This is a genomic window from Shewanella marisflavi, assembly GCF_023283925.1.
Classification (GTDB): domain Bacteria; phylum Pseudomonadota; class Gammaproteobacteria; order Enterobacterales; family Shewanellaceae; genus Shewanella; species Shewanella marisflavi.
Genome location: NZ_JAKIKX010000001.1, coordinates 390,639 through 408,483, shown reverse-complemented (window position 1 = coordinate 408,483; position 17,845 = coordinate 390,639). Strand labels below are relative to the sequence as shown.

General features: G+C 47.5%; 20 protein-coding genes. 7 read left to right on the top strand and 13 right to left on the bottom strand.

What is annotated here, in order from left to right; all coding sequences use genetic code 11:
* Positions 1–163 precede the first annotated feature (163 nt).
* Both argR and L2712_RS01755 read left to right on the top strand, forming a co-directional pair.
* Complete coding sequence (gene argR / locus L2712_RS01760) at positions 164–634, top strand: transcriptional regulator ArgR (protein ID WP_033537949.1); 471 nt, start codon at positions 164–166, stop codon at positions 632–634.
* A 140-nt stretch (positions 635–774) separates the two neighbouring features.
* Positions 775–1,233: a cupin domain-containing protein gene (locus L2712_RS01755; protein WP_033537948.1), complete on the top strand. Its 459-nt coding sequence runs from the start codon at positions 775–777 to the stop codon at positions 1,231–1,233.
* A gap of 67 nt (positions 1,234–1,300) precedes the next feature.
* Here the strand turns inward: L2712_RS01755 and L2712_RS01750 are convergent, their stop codons facing one another.
* The 4 genes from L2712_RS01750 to L2712_RS01735 all read right to left on the bottom strand — a co-directional run bounded on the left by L2712_RS01750 (position 1,301) and on the right by L2712_RS01735 (position 6,243).
* On the bottom strand, positions 1,301–2,245 hold the full coding sequence (locus L2712_RS01750; RefSeq protein ID WP_248976706.1) for a Dyp-type peroxidase: 945 nt from the start codon (positions 2,243–2,245) through the stop codon (positions 1,301–1,303).
* A gap of 174 nt (positions 2,246–2,419) precedes the next feature.
* Positions 2,420–3,448 carry an ABC transporter ATP-binding protein gene (locus L2712_RS01745; RefSeq protein ID WP_033537946.1) on the bottom strand — a complete coding sequence of 343 codons (1,029 nt, stop codon included), beginning with the start codon at positions 3,446–3,448 and terminating at the stop codon, positions 2,420–2,422.
* Between the two features lies 1 nt (position 3,449).
* Positions 3,450–5,081 (bottom strand): ABC transporter permease, encoded by a 1,632-nt coding sequence (locus tag L2712_RS01740; RefSeq protein ID WP_033537945.1) that lies wholly within the window; start codon positions 5,079–5,081, stop codon positions 3,450–3,452.
* A 154-nt stretch (positions 5,082–5,235) separates the two neighbouring features.
* Positions 5,236–6,243, bottom strand: coding sequence for a Fe(3+) ABC transporter substrate-binding protein (locus L2712_RS01735; protein WP_248976705.1), 1,008 nt, complete (start codon positions 6,241–6,243; stop codon positions 5,236–5,238).
* Positions 6,244–6,414: 171 nt separating this feature from the next.
* Here L2712_RS01735 and L2712_RS01730 point away from each other — a divergent pair, with 171 nt between their 5' ends.
* Positions 6,415–6,885, top strand: a complete 471-nt coding sequence (locus tag L2712_RS01730) for a hypothetical protein (RefSeq protein ID WP_052125467.1) — start codon at positions 6,415–6,417, stop codon at positions 6,883–6,885.
* On the opposite strand, the gene L2712_RS01725 is transcribed toward L2712_RS01730, so the two are convergent.
* The 3 genes from L2712_RS01725 to L2712_RS01715 all read right to left on the bottom strand — a co-directional run bounded on the left by L2712_RS01725 (position 6,875) and on the right by L2712_RS01715 (position 8,936).
* A complete protein-coding gene (locus tag L2712_RS01725; protein ID WP_248976704.1) occupies positions 6,875–7,474 on the bottom strand; it encodes a glutathione S-transferase N-terminal domain-containing protein in 600 nt (199 codons plus the stop codon). The genes L2712_RS01730 and L2712_RS01725 overlap by 11 nt on opposite strands.
* 10 nt (positions 7,475–7,484) lie before the next feature.
* The gene (locus L2712_RS01720) at positions 7,485–8,225 is read right to left on the bottom strand and encodes a ferredoxin--NADP reductase (RefSeq protein WP_248976703.1); all 741 of its coding nucleotides are present in this window, start codon (positions 8,223–8,225) and stop codon (positions 7,485–7,487) included.
* A gap of 129 nt (positions 8,226–8,354) precedes the next feature.
* Positions 8,355–8,936, bottom strand: a complete 582-nt coding sequence (locus L2712_RS01715; RefSeq protein ID WP_033537941.1) for a DUF5610 domain-containing protein — start codon at positions 8,934–8,936, stop codon at positions 8,355–8,357.
* A gap of 154 nt (positions 8,937–9,090) precedes the next feature.
* Here L2712_RS01715 and L2712_RS01710 point away from each other — a divergent pair, with 154 nt between their 5' ends.
* Together L2712_RS01710 and L2712_RS01705 are read left to right on the top strand one after the other, a co-directional pair.
* Entirely contained in the window at positions 9,091–9,627 is a 537-nt protein-coding gene (locus L2712_RS01710; protein WP_248976702.1) for a histidine phosphatase family protein, read from the top strand.
* Between the two features lie 114 nt (positions 9,628–9,741).
* Positions 9,742–9,951 carry a hypothetical protein gene (locus L2712_RS01705; RefSeq protein ID WP_248976701.1) on the top strand — a complete coding sequence of 70 codons (210 nt, stop codon included), beginning with the start codon at positions 9,742–9,744 and terminating at the stop codon, positions 9,949–9,951.
* Here the strand turns inward: L2712_RS01705 and L2712_RS01700 are convergent.
* Together L2712_RS01700 and L2712_RS01695 are read right to left on the bottom strand one after the other, a co-directional pair.
* The gene (locus L2712_RS01700) at positions 9,948–10,211 is read right to left on the bottom strand and encodes a hypothetical protein (RefSeq protein WP_248976700.1); all 264 of its coding nucleotides are present in this window, start codon (positions 10,209–10,211) and stop codon (positions 9,948–9,950) included. The genes L2712_RS01705 and L2712_RS01700 overlap by 4 nt on opposite strands.
* A 74-nt stretch (positions 10,212–10,285) precedes the next feature.
* Positions 10,286–12,061 carry an ABCB family ABC transporter ATP-binding protein/permease gene (locus tag L2712_RS01695; RefSeq protein WP_248976699.1) on the bottom strand — a complete coding sequence of 592 codons (1,776 nt, stop codon included), beginning with the start codon at positions 12,059–12,061 and terminating at the stop codon, positions 10,286–10,288.
* A gap of 408 nt (positions 12,062–12,469) precedes the next feature.
* On the opposite strand from L2712_RS01695, the gene L2712_RS01690 reads away from it, so the two are divergent.
* Positions 12,470–12,646, top strand: coding sequence for a hypothetical protein (locus L2712_RS01690; protein WP_088905362.1), 177 nt, complete (start codon positions 12,470–12,472; stop codon positions 12,644–12,646).
* A 54-nt stretch (positions 12,647–12,700) separates the two neighbouring features.
* On the opposite strand, the gene aroG is transcribed toward L2712_RS01690, so the two are convergent.
* Entirely contained in the window at positions 12,701–13,753 is a 1,053-nt protein-coding gene (aroG, locus tag L2712_RS01685; protein WP_248976698.1) for a 3-deoxy-7-phosphoheptulonate synthase AroG, read from the bottom strand.
* Between the two features lie 379 nt (positions 13,754–14,132).
* Between aroG and L2712_RS01680 the strand changes: the two genes are divergently transcribed.
* A complete protein-coding gene (locus L2712_RS01680) occupies positions 14,133–14,831 on the top strand; it encodes a substrate-binding periplasmic protein (RefSeq protein WP_248976697.1) in 699 nt (232 codons plus the stop codon).
* A gap of 44 nt (positions 14,832–14,875) precedes the next feature.
* Here the strand turns inward: L2712_RS01680 and L2712_RS01675 are convergent, their stop codons facing one another.
* From L2712_RS01675 to L2712_RS01665, 3 genes are all read right to left on the bottom strand, one after another.
* Complete coding sequence (locus tag L2712_RS01675; RefSeq protein ID WP_248976696.1) at positions 14,876–16,057, bottom strand: tetratricopeptide repeat protein; 1,182 nt, start codon at positions 16,055–16,057, stop codon at positions 14,876–14,878.
* Between the two features lie 91 nt (positions 16,058–16,148).
* Entirely contained in the window at positions 16,149–16,475 is a 327-nt protein-coding gene (locus L2712_RS01670) for a hypothetical protein (protein ID WP_248976695.1), read from the bottom strand.
* Between the two features lie 107 nt (positions 16,476–16,582).
* Entirely contained in the window at positions 16,583–17,833 is a 1,251-nt protein-coding gene (locus L2712_RS01665) for an ammonium transporter (RefSeq protein ID WP_088905367.1), read from the bottom strand.
* Positions 17,834–17,845: the final 12 nt, after the last annotated feature.

The window sequence follows — 17,845 nt, the reverse complement described above, 5'->3', positions numbered from 1 at the left end:
CGCCCCTTTTGCGATATAGTGGCCCCACTTAGCTCCACTCCCCCGCCCAAATCACACACCAAGTAGAACCTGAATTTTTATTCACACAATCCGAATAACACTTGACTAACGGCGCAAAAATATTCACAATGAGCCAGTTTTTTGAATATAAGAATAATTCGATATGCAAGCCAATAAAAATCAAGACGAACTTGTAAAGACCTTTAAGGCTATCTTGAAAGAGGAGCGCTTTGGCTCCCAGAGTGAGATAGTGAATGCCCTGCAAGCAGAGGGCTATAACAATATTAACCAATCCAAAGTCTCACGTATGTTGAGCAAGTTTGGCGCAGTGCGTACCCGCAACGCCAAACAAGAGATGGTCTACTGCTTACCCGCCGAGCTCGGAGTTCCGACGGCGGGCAGCCCACTGAAAAACTTAGTCCTGGATGTAGACCATAATCAATCTATGATCGTCGTCAGAACCAGTCCAGGAGCAGCTCAACTTATCGCGAGATTGCTGGACTCAATAGGTAAGCCCGAAGGTATTTTGGGTACCATTGCCGGTGATGACACCATCTTTATCTGTCCATCGAATATTCAGGAAGTGGACAAGACCCTAGACACTGTCAAATCACTATTTAACTACGCAGATTAATCGCAGCTAAAATAGGCTAAATAAAAAAGACACCTCTGAGTGTCTTTTTTTTGTTTGCGACCAAATTGAATACTGTATATCAGATAGGATACACTGAGCCAGAACCATCCCCTCTATCACCTGATGGTTAAGGACCCGAGATGAATAACAATAAGATAATTAATATCGACAACCTCTGCTGGGAATCTTGGCAACACTCAAATCAATACGCCAGTCATCAAAAACATATCGGCGATGCCGCTGGCTGTCGACAGATAGGTGTCACCATGGAGCGCCTTGAACCAGGCAAGATCTCCTCTGTCGCCCATTATCACACCAAGGAAGAGGAACACCTCTACGCATTACAAGGCGAAGCAACCCTGTTTATTAATGGTGAGCCACATGACTTCAAACAGGGCGACTATATCTGTTTTACTGCCAACTCTGGGGTATCGCATACATTAAAGAATGAGTCCGATGCCGATTTTCTCTTCTTAGTATTGGGTAACAGAGATCCCCATGATGTTGTAGTGTACCCAGAACACAATAAAGTACAGGTAAGATCTATCGACGAGATCTACGCCAAGCGGCCCACCAACTATTGGGATCCCGACCGCTAATCCACTTCTATCTGGCATAAAAAAACACACCTTAAGGTGTGTTTTTTATTGACTCTACTTCGCGGCGTTAGCCCTCAAAATCAGCTTCTCGCTCCATGAAATCCAGCGAGGGGGCAAAGAATGCCGAACCGGTCAACGCCTGAGTGAAATGCATTAGGTGATCGTGATTCCCTTCTCCGTCGCCATGGATCATGCTGTGCAGCATCTTCTCAAAATGCACCGAATTGTTACAGACAGAAATAAACATCAGCCCCTGCTCTTTCATCGAGCCGTATGGCATGCTCTGACGTAAGATCTCCATCGAATTTCCATCGGCATCTTTCAGGTTCACACGTTTGGTATGGCTGATGAGCGGCTTATCTTCAGAGGCGTACTCGATATTGTCTATCTTAGTACGACCAAAAATATCTTCCTGTTTCTTCTGTGGCAGTCGATTCCATTTACTCAGGTTATGCGCAAACTTCTGTACATGGACGTAACTACCACTGCGGAACACCTCATCTTCATCACCCACCAAGGCCACGTCCTGACGGTGACGTCCCTTGGGGTTTTCGGTGCCATCAACAAATCCAGTCAGATCCCGGGTGTCCATAAACTGGAAGCCCCGCTCCTCATCCACCAGCTCAACTAAGTCTTCAAACATCTGGCAAACCTCGTTCGCCACCAGGTGCAAGATGTCATAACGATCACAGCGCAAGTGCACAAAGAGATCATATTCATGAGCCGGCGCATCGCGGTTATCGGCGTGCATAGCGGGGAAAGGCTTTAACTGCTTGGGGCGCTGCACCGGATAGAGACTATCCCAATAGTTCGCACCAATAGCGACGAAACCGTTAAAGGTACTGTCGGCATATTGGTCGGCTAATTCATAGATATATTGAGCAACATTGGCGACACAGGGACGAAGTTGAGATTCGACACCGTCATTAGCGTTGAACATCAAATACACACTATGTAAATTTCCTTCGGCACACACACCCAGTTGTTCACGTGGCATAACCAGATTATCCATAAATAAACCTACCTTTCGTCAGTCTCAATTTCGGCAATATTATCCGAAACTTTAGCGATAATTAGTATTACACAACCCACAAACCGTTAAAGCGAAACGTCGTTAAGTGGGTAGATTAACTTTTTTTAATGCCCGCAACCATAGTCGGTTGCAAAAGTGTTATATCAATCAGGCTTAAAACAGGACCACAGGATGGGGCTCAACCGATAATGCCACACGCTGCCCTGGGGTGAAACCATGCAAAGCGGAACGTACCTCAAGTATCTTCTCACCAATTAACACCCGGTAATGGCAAACATTACCCAGAAAACGCCGGGCAATCACTGTGCCCCCGCCCTGTTCATCTTCTCTCATTTGCAGTTGCTCGGGGCGCAATAACAGCTCTCCGCGATAGCCAACCCCTTGAGATAAAGCACTGCTACTTTGAATCAAACCTAACTGTGTCTGCAGGGCATCGGTCGATTCGACTTCGCAGCCAAGATAGTTCACCTGGCCAAGAAATTCAGCCACATATTTATCTGTCGGCGCACTATAGAGTTCCTCGGCGCAGCCATACTGAACAATGCGTCCCTCTTTAAAGAGCGCCAGCTTGTCGGCAAACACAAAGGCCTCATCCTTGCTATGGGTAACAAAAACGGCGCTCACATTACGCTGCTTTAAGATCTCCCTGATCTCCAACATCATCTCGCCCCGCACCTTGGCATCAATATTCGAAAAGGGCTCGTCGAGTAATAGTAGCTCAGGTTCATAGGCCAAAGCCCTGGCAATCGACACCCTTTGCTGCTGACCGCCGGAAAGCTCATGGGGATAGCGCCCCGCCAACCCTTCTAGCTTGACCAAGGCGAGCATCTCGTCCAATCGCGCCTGTCTCTTGGCGCCATCAAGCCCTTTCACACCAAACAAAATGTTATCGGCCACCGTCAGATGGGGAAACAGAGCATAATCTTGAAAGATCATGCCAACCTCGCGCCTTTCGCTCGGCACAAATACCCCCGGCCCTGACAACAACCTGCCGTTAATACTTATCGAGCCTTGGCTTATGGGTTGTAAACCCGCAATCGCTTTAAGCAAAGTGGTCTTGCCGCAGCCACTGGGACCGAGTAAGGCGGCAATTTCCCCTTGGCGTAACACCAGATCCAACCCGCGCAGAATAAGCTGCCCTTGATAGTCACTATGTAGGTTCTCGATGGAGAGTGTCGACATATTACTTCCCTTGCTCCAGCGAGCGATTTAGATAGATAAGCGGAATAAGTCCCACTAAGACGATAACGATAGCGCCCAGCGCCCCATGCTCCAACTGTTCATCAGATACGAACTGATAGACATAGGTCGCCAGGTTTTCAAATCCCACCGGCCTGAGTAAAAGTGCTGCAGGCAGCTCTTTCATACATTCGATAAACACCAATAAGATAGCGGCAAATATACCACTACGCAGCAGCGGTAAGTGTACCCGAGATAGAATAGACGCAGGCCTAACCCCCATGGTCACAGAGGCCATATCTAAAGAGGGATTAATGTGTTTATAGCTGTTCTCAATACTACCAATTGCAATGGCAGCAAAACGAATGGCGAAGGCAAAAATTAAAACAAATAGCGTACCACTAAAAATAAGGCCTGGCCCCATGACCCCAAAATAGCGATAGAGGTCATTGACGGCAAAATCCAGATAGGTCAGTGGAACCAAGACACCAATGGCCAAAACAGTCCCCGGCAACGCATACCCGGTCGAGGCGAGGCGTGAGGGCAAAATATCAATAGTTCTGGGGCTACAGCGTCTTACAAACATCAACAATAAAGCCACGATAACCGTTAGCAGACTGACCACTAAGGCGATGAGCAAACTATTCAGGCTATATTGCCAAAAATCATCATTCCAGCTGACACTAAAGTAGTCCCAGGCATAACCAAGCAGCACCCACATGGGGATCCCAAAAGCAAACAGCAGCAAAATCGCGCAATACCCAAAGGCCAACCAAGCTGCACCAGGTTTCAGCTGATATCTGTCATGGGTAGAAATGGGGGTCTGCTTTTGAAACAGTTGCTGCTTGCGCCGGGCAAATCGTTCAACGCCAATCAGGCAAAATACGACAAGCAAGATCATGGCCGACAGTTTTGCGGCCGCCGCCAAGCTACCATAGCCTAACCAGGTATCGTAGACCGCCGTGGTTAAGGTGGGCACAGCAAAGTAGCTTACCGTAGCAAAATCTGCCGCCGTTTCCATCGCCACCAAAGCTGCACCAACGGCCAATGCCGGTCTGGCCATCGGCAAATTCAGACGCCAAAAACTGCGCCAGGGGCTCGCTCCCATGACCCGTGAGGCATGCAGCAGACTGGGAGACTGCTCCATAAAGGCGGTGCGCGCCAGAAGATAAATATAGGGAAACAGCACCAAGGCAAGTATCAAGGAGGCCCCACCTAAGGTACGCACATCAGGAAAATAGTAATCCATCTGTGATTGCCAGCCATAAAACTCTCTCAGCCAAGACTGCACTGGACCGGCGTAATCAAGCAGATCCGTATAAACATAGGCCACGACGTAGGCAGGCATAGCCAGAGGCAAGAGCAGACCCCATTGAAACCAGGCACGACCCGGAAATTCGCAGCGGGCCACACACCAAGCGGCGGGCACGGCTAACAGCAAGGCTCCCAAACTCACCAAGAACATTAACCCTAAGGTATTAAAGAGATAAGTGGGTAATACTGTCTGCATCAGATGGCCAAACACGGCCTCGTCAGGAACCAGCGCCTGAATACAGATAGCGGCTAACGGTAAGACAAAGCAGATCGCCGTCAGATAACTGATAGTCGACCAGCTTTTGGGAAAGCCTAAAATCATATAGAGCCTCAGTAAAAAAGGGAGGTCATTATCATTGACCAACTTAAATTTAAGCTTAAAGACGAACGATTATTACTTAGTAAAAGCGACTTAGGGCAAAAACAACAAAGCCTTCCCCAGGGAAGGCTTTAATATAATCAGGAGGCCTACGCCACTAGAGATCGAACTTCACTTCATCAAGTAACCTTACCGCAGCACTGTGATACTCGGCAAGTTTGTGAATAGGCAGTGAATCGGCTTTAAACTCACCCCAAGATGCCACCAGCTGAGACGGTTTCACATCTGGCTTCACTGGATACTCCATGTTTAACTCGGCGTAACTTTGCTGTGCCTGATCACCAGAAAGATACTCCATTAACTTAATTGCATTTTCCCGCGATGGCGCGTACTTGGCTAATGCCATCCCAGAAACATTAATATGTGAACCGCGATTTGCCTGATTAGGGAAATTGATATTCACAGCCTCTGCCCAAGGCACTTGCTTTGGATCTTGTAACATTTTACCCAGATAGTAGCTATTACCGACGGCGATATCACACAGGCCTTCTTTAACGGCTTTAACCTGAGCTCTGTCATTACCCTGTGGCTTTCGCGCCAGATTTGCTTTAAAGCCTTCTAGCCACTCTTTAGTCTTCGCCTCACCATGATGGGCGATCATTGAGGCAACCAAAGAGATATTGTAGGGATGCTTACCACTACGGGTACAGATCTTGCCCTTAAACTTAGGATCGGCAAGATCTTCATAATCGATCGTCAGTGGGCCCAGACGTTCCTTGGAGGAGTAGATGTTACGAACCCGCTTGGTCAGAGCAAACCAATCACCGTCGGGTGAACGTAGATTCGCTGGAATATTGTTTGTCAGTAACTCACTGTCCACCGGCGCCACTAGCTGCTTATCGGCCAACTCCATCAAACGAGAGAAATCAGAGGTCAGCACCAGATCCACTGGGGATAAGCGTCCCTCTCTTGCCATACGTTCGGCGATGCCTTGCTTGGAGAACACCAGATTCACTTTAATGCCGGTCTCCTTGGTGAAGTCCGCCAAAATAGGATCAATAAGAAAAGCCTGACGATAAGAATAAACAGTAACACTATCAGCCGCATTGGCAACAGATGCCACACAAGCAAACCCAAAAACAGCCAAACGCTTCATGAATCTCATGAGAGTACTCCCAAACAAAGTTAATGATAACCATTATCAATCGCGGTTAGCGTAATCAATCTTAGGCTATACGGCAAGAGTAAACAGGTAAAAATCCCCTTGATGTCTCATTTTGACCAAAAAAGCCTCTCTGACTAAACTCAAAAGACTCGGCTTAAAAAAGGAGCTCACATGTTTTTGGAAATTCTCGCCCTTATACTCGCCGTTATATTACTTTTATTCCTTTTTAAACACAGGTTTACCCGGGTAAAAGTGAAACGTTCACGCCGCTCTCAGCCCCAGCCATCAAACCTCAGTGCTAGCGTGATCAGCGAAGAAGTTCCTCATGCGCCGAGCGTCAAACACAACACCATCCACCCCTATCACTGTGTCGAAATTGTGAGTGATGAAGGCTTATGTAAAAATGCAGAAAAACTCAAGGGCAAGCGATTTCTATCTGACGATGCTCCACCCCTCCCCTTAGCGGGTTGTACTAAAGCGGATTGCAGTTGCCGCTATCGACACCATGAGGACAGGCGGGGACAGACAGAAGATAGGCGGCTAGACTTTGGCGTCACTCGCGAGCTCTATGGTGTCTTTGGCGAAACCAACAGGCGCCACCAACCAAGTAAGGGTCGACGCCAAAGCGATACTAGACATTAGGTCGAGTGCTGACCATAGCCTCTAACTTAGAAAAGGACTTTAACCACCTAGCCGTTGCAGGTGCAATCTTACGCCAATCCAAATCTGGATGCCGAAAGTCCAGATATTCCAATAAACAGGCTAAACAGATCTGCTGAAGAGAAAGCTGACTGTGACCCGAAATTCCCATCTGTTCGATCTGCGCTAACCCCCTCAACAGAGCTTGCTCAAATCTCGCGGTCCAAAAGGGGCTGCGCAGTCCTTCATCATCACGCATCTGCTCCTGTCTTAACGCCACCGCGCTGTCGAGTAAGCCCTTAATCAGCGAGTATTGCGTCTCGCCATACCAAGAGTCCCCAGGCTGACCAAACAGCTTACCACCACAGTATTCATGATCCAGATATCGCAGGATCACCTCGCTGTCATACAGGGCGCCGCCATCGTTTAACATGAGGCAAGGGATCTTAGCCAAAGGGTTGGCAGTAAGCAGCAGCTCGCCATTCTCAAGCGGATTAACACTAACTTGCTCTATACCCGCCACGGCAAATTGCGCAATCACCACCCGAACCGTTCTCGCATAGGGTGACGCCTCAGAAAACAATAGTTGCATCTCGAATCCTCTACCAATATTTTTCAACAGTTATCTGCCCTGGCGCCCGACGAAGGTTTTTCGCCAATCCGCGGGACTGTAACAAGGTATTCAACTCTTTAATCATCTCTGGATGACCGCAAATCATCACCTGTGAATCTTGCGGATTGAGTGACAAGCCGACTCGCTGCTCAATAAGGCCACTCTCGACCCCTTGAGTGATGCGGCAGCTGATCGCCCCTTCCACTGGCTCACGCGTCACTGAAGTGACCAAGGAGAACAGGCCGGGATACTGAGCCTCGAATGTCTTAAGCTCTTGGTAATAGGCGAGATCTTCTTGATATCTTACACCATAGACTAAGATCACACGCTCAAATCTCTGCCACGGCTCAGCAGTTCTCATCATGGAAATAAAGGGACCAACGGCTGTGCCTGTAGCAAACAGCCATAAGTGCTTACCCTGTTTTGGCAGTTCATCCAGGGTCATAAACCCAGCCGCTTTAGTAGAGATATCGACGCTATCCCCAGGGTTAAGGGCCTGCAGCTTGGGAGACAAGAGTCCATCATCGACGCTGACCGCCAGAACCTCCAACAGGGACTCATGCGGGGCATTGACCAGTGAATAAGCCCGGGCGACACGTTTATCGTCGATATGTAGCGATAGTTTAATAAATTGCCCGGCAATAAAGTCACCAATATCGGCCGACAACTTCAGGGTAAATAATTGATCACTCCAGTCTATTCGCTCTACTACCTTCGCCTCTCCCCACATCTCGCTACCTCTATCGGCCTTATGGATACTGTTAGTCCCATCATTGATAGATTTTTAGCTAGAGTCAAGACAACAAAAAACCCCTTAGTCTAAGGGGTTTAATCAATGATATTGGAATGTAAGCAAGCACTATTCTTGCGCCGTATCATCATTAAAACTGTCTCTAAAAGCCTGCAGACCTTCCTGCACTAAGCTGTAGGTCTTATCGACACCATCGGCAATATCTCCTTCCAAGACTTTAAGGCCGGATAAAATATCCTTGGCCTCGTCGAAACCTTGATCGATAGCACCACCGATAATATCCATAAAGGAGTTAAGTTGCTCATCGAAGGAGAGGCCTCGGTTTTGCTCCTGATGAATAGCAAAAAACTGGGTTGCAAAGCTGACGATGCGATCGGCTGTCGCTTCTGGCGATGTATCGACCCCTTGAGCAACTGCCGTTTCGATGGCATGTTCACCCATGGTCGGCGCTAACTCCTCATTAATGGCTTCGATAGCCGCTTTGTACAGCAGCTGCATAGGTTCATTACCAGCACTGAGGTTGACCTCCTGCTGCGCCGATAAGATAGCCGCATTCATCAACTGCTTACTGGCTGCCAATGCCGTCTTGTTCTTGGCCACTTCGGAGACTTGCTGACCATGATTCGTTGTCGAATCTGTTTTATTTCGCGCCGCCGCTGATACGGCTCCGCCGTGATTTTGAATCTCCATAATCGCCTCTCTCAAGAAATTAAATTCACCCTCAACCTCTATTATCGACCATTTTATAGCCAACTTTAAACAAATTGATCATGTAATCTTACATCGGCATCGACCAATAAATGGTTTATCCTAACAAACCAGCTCAAGATGCCTGAGGTTACCCATGTTAAAACTGTTAAGCTATGCCCTCATCTCGCTTTTGCTCTACCAGCCTTTAGCTGAGGCAAATCAAGGGAGTGAGGGGAAAACCGTCATTCTAGTTCGCCACGCCGAAAAGGCGGCTAACGGACGAGATCCATCACTGACAGAACAGGGGAAAATTAGGGCTCAGGCGCTAATAGAGACCTTAGCTAACACCCCGCTAAGCCTGGCTATAGCAACTCAGTATCGGCGTACCCAAGAAACACTGGCGCCGATTATCAGCGCCCGTCAACTCCCTGTAACTATAGTCGATGCCGGACCGGATCTAGCGGCGCACATAAAGGCAATTGTCGAACGGGTGAACCAAGAGGAGGGCAATGTGATTATCGCGGGTCACTCAAATACCCTGGCACCAATCATAGATGCACTCAAAGGACCCAAAATCCCACAATTAAAAGAGAATGAATATAACCATTTATATATACTTTCAGTACCCGAAAATGGTCCAAGCAGTCTGATAAAGACTCAATATGGTGCATCTTCAGCCATTACCCATTAAGGATTAGACATTAGTCTAGATAGCGCTAGATTTATAGGCTAAACTTGATTACATTAGCAACATATGGAATAGCGCCAGAGAATTGGCGTTAAGCGTGACCACGGAGATTAACTGGTGAGTAATTCGTTTTTTGGTTCGGGAAGTAAGAGTAAACCACTGTCGGTCAGTTGCCAAAACTGTGACCGACTCACTGTTATCGAAGGCGAAACCATCTGTTTTAAGGCTGGGGAGATCATCAGGCTGACCCCCTATGAACCCCAAAACCCCAAACTCAGCCTACTTTGCGATGGCTGGAAGCCGATAAACACCTCAAAGACAGCTTAAAGTCGAACCACTCCCATATCTTCATAGGTAGACCCCTTCACCTCACGTGTAATCCCCTCAATAGCCATTGAAGGCGGTATCTTAGCTAAGGTAAGTCCTCTTGTAGTCACTTTGAGATAAGAATTCAGCTGTGAATAGACCAATTGCAGCTCATCCTGTTCCAGTCCACGTTCTCTTAGCGTTGCCATAATGGCTAGCCAATCTGTGTCGACGACCCGGGTTTGACCTTCAATGCTGGCGTGTATTGGAATATTCTTCATGGATTCTTCTCCGTGAGCACTATGTTTACAATATTATGCTAATCAAACCTGAATAAAGACTTAATCCCACACTTTTAGTGCTGATTTTGGACCGTCCATAACTTCTTATACAGACCATCTGCCGCCAACAGGCTTTGATGATCGCCGCGCTCAACTATCTTACCCTGACTCAATACAAGGATCTGATCCGCATCCACCACAGTCGAGAGCCGATGAGCAATCACTAAACTGGTGTGCCCCTTTGCCATCTCTTTAAGTGCATTCAAGATAGCCTGCTCTGAATGGCTATCGAGCGACGAGGTCGCTTCATCGAACACCAGCAAAGGCGAACCTTTAAGAATCGCCCTGGCTATTGCGACTCGCTGCTTCTCTCCGCCGGACAATTTTAACCCTCTCTCGCCTACCTTTGTGTGCCAGCCTTCACTTAATTGAGAAACAAAGGTCGACAGGTGGGCCAGTTTGACCGCCTCCATCACCTCTTCATCACTGGCACCCGGTGAGCCATAGCGAATGTTCTCCAGCAGCGAATCATTAAACAGCACAGTATCTTGTGGAACAATGGCGATAGCGCTGCGCAGTGCATGCTGAGTGAGACCCAGAATGTCATGTCCGTCTATGGTAACTCGCCCCTGCTGCGCCTCATAGAAGCGAAACAGCAACTTTACGATAGTAGACTTACCTGCACCGCTATCACCCACTATCGCCACCTTATGACCGGCAGGGATCTCGAAGCTCACATCAGATAAAATTGGGCGATCACCATAGTGAAAACTAACGCCCTCAAATTTGAGGCTACCTTGGGGTAGCTCAGGTGACTTAGCATCAGAAGTGTCTATCACCTTAGGCTCCCTGTCTAGCAAGCTAAACATTCGCTCGATATTGGCCAGCGCGCCACGGATCTCCCGGTAGACAAACCCCAAGAAATTAAGGGGCATAAAGAGTTGCATCATAAAGGCGTTAATCAGTACGAAGTCACCTATAGTCATGAGTCCCTCGGTCACCTGAGTCGCGGCCAATGCCAACATAAGCGTCATCGCCAAGGAGATAATAAATGCCTGACCGGCATTCAAGGCAAACAGTGAGAGACGATTCTTACGCTTAGCGACTTCCCAGCGCTCCAAAGCATGATCATATTGCTCTGATTCATAGGTTTCATTATTGAAATATTTAACCGTCTCGTAGTTAAGCAGACTGTCTATCGCACGGGTATTTGATTGCGAATCCGCTTGAGCGGCTTCCCGCACAAATCCAGTACGCCACTCAGTGGCCAGCACGGAAAAGAGAATATAGGCAACTACGGCACTGAGGGTTATCGCCGCAAAAGCCCAGCCGTAGTTGTAGAAGAGGATCCCCACCACCAGAGCGATCTCAAGTAGGGTTGGTACAATATTAAACACCATAAAACGCATCAGGAAGCTGACGCCACTGGTGCCACGCTCAATATCCCGCGACAAGCCACCGGTACGGCGCTCCAGATGGAAGGCCAGATCCAACCTATGTAGATGTTCAAAAACCGATAATCCTAAACGGCGGATGGCACGCTCAGTCACTCGGCCGAACAGAGTATCTCGTACCTCTGAAATCACGGTATTAAGTAGACGTAATCCACCATAGGCAACCACTAGTGCAATAGGCACGCTAACCAACTGTAGATTTGATGCATCGCCCAGGGTATCGACCAACTCCTTTAACACAAAAGGTAAGCCGACACTGGCTAACTTAGCCACCACCAGACAGGCAAGCGCCAAAAGGACTCGCCCCTTAAACTCGAGTAAATAGGGCCAAAGGAGTTTCAACACATGCCAATTAAGTTTATCGATTGGACCATCAAAATAGAGAGAGGGACGCATTGCAACTCCAGCTAGCATCAAAAGAGAGACGATGGCATTTAGGCGAAATTAAGGTAAAAGCCACTAGATACACCATCTTACCTCATGACAAATGTGCATCACCAGTCCATTTCACTGCGAGCATTAAATGACAACTCAGTGACTCAGTCACAACATTGAAATCAGGGGGCAAGGAGACCCAATTGACAAGCTCCCCGGGAACAATAGATACTACTTTCGACCTATTTATTTGCAACCAAACTAGAAAAAAGAACTATTCCGAGTGAGATAATTATCACTTTAATGTTTCACAGGGGTATTTATTGTTATCTCTTGCCTTAGATTTTGATAATCTCAAGCTCAGCTTAAGATGGGTTAGCAGAGCTAAGCGCAGAGCAAGAATAACCCCACATTTTAAAGGAAGCCGATATGCCACAATCATCTGACGTGCAATACCCTCCATTGCCACTGATACAAACTTGGGTATGGATGATGACCGAATCGAACAGCCCAGAAATCCAGCAAAAGGGCCAAAATAACTTAATATCGTCTTTTGGCAGTCTTGCTAAAGCCAATGAATATTTGGTGCAGCAGCAAAACAAATGAGATTGCCAATAATAAAAAAGGAAGCCTAAAGCTTCCTTTTTTAATGACTGTCGTTTAAGCGCGCCGCTCGATAACACTTTGATTCAGCCTTGCCAGCAAGGTTTCGGTGTCTTCCCAGCCAATACAGGCATCAGTGATACTCTGGCCGTAGCATAGAGGTTGTCCTTCAACATAATCCTGTCGACCCTCAACCAGATGGCTTTCTACCATCACGCCAAAAATAGCGCGTTCACCCTTACCCACTTGCTGTGCAACATCTTCGGCCACCAGCATCTGCCGCTTATATCGCTTGCTGCTATTGGCATGGCTAAAGTCCACCATGATATTTTGCGCTAGGTTCGCTTTAGTCAACTGCTCACTGATCGCCTTCACATGTTCAGCACTGTAATTGGGCTCTTTCCCCCCACGTAAAATGATGTGGCAATCGGGATTTCCCTTGGTCGACACAATGGCTGAATGGCCAAACTTGGTCACTGAAAGAAAATGATGTGGAGCACTGGCTGCGCCGATAGCATCAATCGCCACCTTAATGGTACCGTCAGTCCCATTTTTAAAGCCGACAGGACATGACAAACCCGAAGCTAACTCTCTATGCACTTGAGATTCTGTGGTGCGAGCACCAATTGCGCCCCAACACATAAGGTCCGCCACATACTGTGGTGTGATCATATCTAAGAACTCGCCCGCCGTTGGGATGCCCAGCTCATTAAGATCCAGCAATAATTTTCTCGCGGTGCGCAAACCATCATTGAGCTTGAAGCTGTTGTCCATATAAGGGTCATTAATCAGTCCCTTCCAACCCACAGTCGTGCGCGGTTTTTCAAAATAAACCCGCATGACCACTTCCAGTTGGTCACGATACTGCTCTCGTAACTTAACCAGACGCTCACCATATTCGAGCGCGGCTTTAGGATCATGAATAGAACAAGGTCCGATAATCACCAACAGACGATCATCTTCTTTTTTGAGGATATTGTGGATATTCTGCCGTGCATTAAACACTGTCGCCGATGCATTTTCGCTTGCCGGAAATCGCTCAAGAATCGCAACAGGGGGTAATAACTCTTTTATTTTATTAATGCGAACGTCATCAGTTTGATAATACATGATAAAAATTTTCCACTCCGGCTCTGGATTAAATACGTGTCTCTCTATTGCACTACTGAATTCAATTTATCCAGTATCCCACTCTATTGCAACCAAACATTAATAAAATAAAAAAGATAACAATAACCAATTGTTATAATTGAATTAAATATTTTTTATTTTCAAGACTTCTAACAAACAAGCTGCGATGGTTGCCAGATCTAACAGAACAAAGTGTTAATATTTAGATGGAAATCACACAGAAGCCTATCTATAGTAGGTATTCATCAAGCTAAAACACACTAATACAACTCACTCGAATAGATAGGCTAACGCCAACGCGATTGAGTAAAGGGGATGAAAAATACGAATGAGAAGGTTGCTGTTACTAAGCTGTTTTATGCTATTTTCTGTCAAAGCTTTAGGCAATCATACTATCGACAAACGCACTTTTGCCGTCAGCAACACTATCCCCCCCTATTTCTTTGCCAACGGCCAAAGTGGCATTCAATATGACAGGCTGACAGCCGCCCTGGCAAAACAACAGATGTCGATAGAGCACATCTATTTATCACCCAATAAACGGGCAATTCGTCAGGTATTGAGTAAAAACGTCGATTGCCTCATTAACGCACCGGACAATCTCAACGACCTCTATTACACTCGCAGCCTGATCAGCTATCAAAATAGTGTATTTACCTTAGCGAGCAAGGCAATAGTAATTGAAAACGTTAACGATCTGGCAAGCCTCTCGGTAATGGGGTTCCAAAATGCAACACAATATTTGGGCAGTACATTTTATGACATGGCGAAAGGCAATCCAAAGTATGGGGAGTCAAATAGTCAGCGAAGCCAGGTGATGATGCTCTTCTCTGGACGGGTCGATGCGATTATTTTAGAAAGGCGCATATTTGACTACTATCGCAATCAACTCAAATTTAAACTTGATACTGGCCTAGCCACTCGAGAACACCCACTATTTTCCCAAGCACCACGTAAAATAGCCTGTCACGACAAAAGCTTGGCAGAAAAAATAGATTTAGGCATTGCACAACTGGAGCAAGAGGAAGCGACAGGAAAGCTTGCCCCAGGTGGCTAACGGATTAATATAGCGAGTGATGCAGGCAAACTGCCCCAGCAGGATTAATGCATCCCGAGATGAGATTGCATCGCCTGCAACTTAGCCTGGTAACGTTTCTGGTTATATTCATCAACCGACAGTGAGAGCGCTTTTTGCATATTCAACTTGGCCCGGCGCTCGTCTCCCATAGCCCAATAAGCGCGAGATAATCCAAAGTAGAACTCATGCCGATAATCGGCCTTTTCTACAGCACGCTTATACCATGTCAATGCGGTTTGGTATTCATGATCTGAATAGGCTTGCTGAGCCATATCATAGTAGTAATAAGGGTTACGTATCCTGACCAACTCCAGCGTTTTATGGACCTCAGCCCACTCCTCTAGCCGATTTTGACTGGCGAGCAGCACCCCATAATTAAACAGCGCATTCATATCTTCGCTATTTTGCGACAATGCCAACTTATAGAGAACCTCAGCCTTCTCATCCAAGCCTTTATAACGATAAAGAATCGCCAAGGTGTTCAACGCCGGAATAAAATCGGCTTTCAATTGCAGACTCTGTTTCAAATAGGCGTAGGACAAATCATATTTGCCTTCAACCAAAGACTCGGCAGCCACATTGTTATAAAACATCGCCATCACAGTGGTTCTGTCGATACGTCGCTTGGCATAACCTCGCATGCTGCGCTCCGGCAGGAAATCGATCTGAAGTGCATTCTTGTCCGCAAGAAAGGTCTCACTGCTCTCTCGCGGTATGAGACGCAGGTTAATATGTCCATTCACCAAGTAGAAATCCCCCGCCTTATCCCATACTGGCGGAACATCGACCTCTTGAAACTCCACATCGACCCCCAGGGCGTCTGCGAGCGAGGCACTCAATAGCACCAAAGACAAACAGTTCCCGGCGCGGGCATTGAAAGTATCCATCGGAGTTTTGGTAAGGTTGTCTTGGTACTTAAAGCCGCCATTGTCGGCATTAATGTAATTGGCTAGCCAAAGGTTAGCGGCAATATAGTCTCGCGCCATACGACTGCGCTTATACTCTTGTCGAAGATCCACTTCCACCTGAGGAGGCAAGGCAAACAGCTCATCAGGGGTCACTTCAACCGCTACCTCTGCAAATTCATTATCGACAAAGTATTGCTCTATATTCGCGATGGTCTCCTTACCTGGGCCGCTGGCACAACCGCTGACTATTAGCAATAACAGTAACATAGCGCATTGACACTCAATTAGCCTTCTCATCTTTAACCTACGCTTATGATGGCACCCTAAGATCTATCATAAAGTAGCCTTTTGGGTTTTGCCCCTGCAAAGCGTTACAAAATATTAACAATCATTTGGGCGAAGGAGGATCGATCTGAATATAGAGTTGCTGACCTGGATGATTGTCCGTCTGATACAGATAGGGGCGATAGAAACTCGCACCGCACCGATAATAGGCATAGGGATGCTTAAATAGCGCACAACCAAGAGGCAGACTTTGTAAGATCTGGATTTGCTGCTGTAAGCGCAGCGATTCGCGCCACTCAAAATCTCGCTGCACCTGATCACGCACGGCAAAAGCATCGAAAGGTTCACTCGATTTGCGCACCACCACCTGCCCCGCCTGTAACTCACCCACAATCACTGCCATCAACAGCACACCTAACCAGACTCTCATTGTCGCGCCCTCTAACCAAGCTAACTTGAACTAGCATAATACAAAAAACAGGGCCCATACCATGTGGCAGGGCCCTGTTTTCTATTTACGCCTATCAGGATTAGGTATTAGCTGGCGCTTTTTAGCGATACAAATTCAGGGTAAGCGTCGATACCACAATCAGAAGCGTCCATTCCATTGTACTCTTCCTCTTCTGTGACGCGGATGCCCATGGTCACTTTCAGCAGATACCAGACGACAAACGATGCACTAAATACCCAAGCAAATATCACCCCTGCGCCATAGAGCTGTCCCAATAAGGTGGCATCGGCGTTTGAGAGCGGCACCAACACCAGACCAAACAGACCTGCCACACCGTGCACCGAAATGGCGCCAACAGGATCATCAATTTTCACTCGGTCAAACATCACGATAGAGAAGACAACCAAGCCACCAGCAACCATGCCGATCACGCCAGCCAACGGCAATGACGGTGATAAGGGATCTGCGGTTATCGCTACCAGGCCAGCCAATGCGCCGTTTAATATCATGGTCAAATCAGCCTTGCCCCACACCATCTTACAGACTATTAGGGCTGACACTGCACCGAAGGCGGCGGCAGAGTTAGTGTTAACAAAGATCTTCGCCACGGCAGAGGCATTCTCGGCATCTGACACCAGTAACTGCGATCCACCGTTAAACCCGAACCAACCCATCCACAAAATAAACATACCCAAGGTCGCCATCGGCAGGTTAGAGCCAGGAATCGGATTGACCTGCCCGTTAGGACCATACTTACCTTTACGAGCACCCAGCAACAACACACCTGAGATAGCCGCAGCGGCACCGGCCATGTGAACAATACCACTACCGGCAAAGTCGACAAATCCAGCTTCCGAGAGGAAGCCGCCGCCCCAAGTCCAGTAACCTTCGACAGGATAGATAACCCCAGTCATAACCACTGAGAAGATGAGAAATGCCCACAACTTCATACGCTCGGCAACGGCTCCCGAGACGATAGACATGGCAGTCGCCACAAAAACGACCTGGAAGAAGAAATCCGACTCTAACGCATGGTCAGCATCACTGGCCTGTGAACCAATTAAACTGGCAAACGAGGGTAACCAGCCACCTTCAGCGTTATCCACATACATGATGTTATAGCCCACCACTAGATACATGATGCAGGCGATCGAATAGAGACAAACGTTCTTGGTTAGGATTTCTGTGGTGTTTTTAGAGCGCACCAGGCCGGCTTCCAGCATGGCAAACCCAGCAGCCATCCACATCACCAAAGCGCCAGAAATCAAGAAATAAAAGGTATCGAGCGCGAATCTCAACTCAGATACAGTCGCACCTAGTGCCGTTAACTCTTCCATTGGATATCCCCC

Excerpts from the sequence above, each read along its gene's own strand:
- L2712_RS01690 (WP_088905362.1), top strand. The coding sequence starts at position 12,470 with ATGCCACAATCATCTGACGTGCAATACCCTCCATTGCCACTGATACAA.
- L2712_RS01715 (WP_033537941.1), bottom strand. The coding sequence starts at position 8,936 with ATGGAGATTCAAAATCACGGCGGAGCCGTATCAGCGGCGGCGCGAAAT.
- L2712_RS01725 (WP_248976704.1), bottom strand. The coding sequence starts at position 7,474 with ATGCAACTATTGTTTTCTGAGGCGTCACCCTATGCGAGAACGGTTCGG.
- argR (WP_033537949.1), top strand. The coding sequence starts at position 164 with ATGCAAGCCAATAAAAATCAAGACGAACTTGTAAAGACCTTTAAGGCT.
- L2712_RS01755 (WP_033537948.1), top strand. The coding sequence starts at position 775 with ATGAATAACAATAAGATAATTAATATCGACAACCTCTGCTGGGAATCT.
- L2712_RS01740 (WP_033537945.1), bottom strand. The coding sequence starts at position 5,081 with ATGATTTTAGGCTTTCCCAAAAGCTGGTCGACTATCAGTTATCTGACG.
- L2712_RS01710 (WP_248976702.1), top strand. The coding sequence starts at position 9,091 with ATGTTAAAACTGTTAAGCTATGCCCTCATCTCGCTTTTGCTCTACCAG.
- L2712_RS01750 (WP_248976706.1), bottom strand. The coding sequence starts at position 2,245 with ATGGATAATCTGGTTATGCCACGTGAACAACTGGGTGTGTGTGCCGAA.
- L2712_RS01675 (WP_248976696.1), bottom strand. The coding sequence starts at position 16,057 with ATGAGAAGGCTAATTGAGTGTCAATGCGCTATGTTACTGTTATTGCTA.
- L2712_RS01745 (WP_033537946.1), bottom strand. The coding sequence starts at position 3,448 with ATGTCGACACTCTCCATCGAGAACCTACATAGTGACTATCAAGGGCAG.
- aroG (WP_248976698.1), bottom strand. The coding sequence starts at position 13,753 with ATGTATTATCAAACTGATGACGTTCGCATTAATAAAATAAAAGAGTTA.
- L2712_RS01735 (WP_248976705.1), bottom strand. The coding sequence starts at position 6,243 with ATGAGATTCATGAAGCGTTTGGCTGTTTTTGGGTTTGCTTGTGTGGCA.
- L2712_RS01680 (WP_248976697.1), top strand. The coding sequence starts at position 14,133 with ATGCTATTTTCTGTCAAAGCTTTAGGCAATCATACTATCGACAAACGC.
- L2712_RS01720 (WP_248976703.1), bottom strand. The coding sequence starts at position 8,225 with ATGTGGGGAGAGGCGAAGGTAGTAGAGCGAATAGACTGGAGTGATCAA.
- L2712_RS01695 (WP_248976699.1), bottom strand. The coding sequence starts at position 12,061 with ATGCGTCCCTCTCTCTATTTTGATGGTCCAATCGATAAACTTAATTGG.
- L2712_RS01670 (WP_248976695.1), bottom strand. The coding sequence starts at position 16,475 with ATGAGAGTCTGGTTAGGTGTGCTGTTGATGGCAGTGATTGTGGGTGAG.
- L2712_RS01700 (WP_248976700.1), bottom strand. The coding sequence starts at position 10,211 with ATGAAGAATATTCCAATACACGCCAGCATTGAAGGTCAAACCCGGGTC.
- L2712_RS01665 (WP_088905367.1), bottom strand. The coding sequence starts at position 17,833 with ATGGAAGAGTTAACGGCACTAGGTGCGACTGTATCTGAGTTGAGATTC.
- L2712_RS01730 (WP_052125467.1), top strand. The coding sequence starts at position 6,415 with ATGTTTTTGGAAATTCTCGCCCTTATACTCGCCGTTATATTACTTTTA.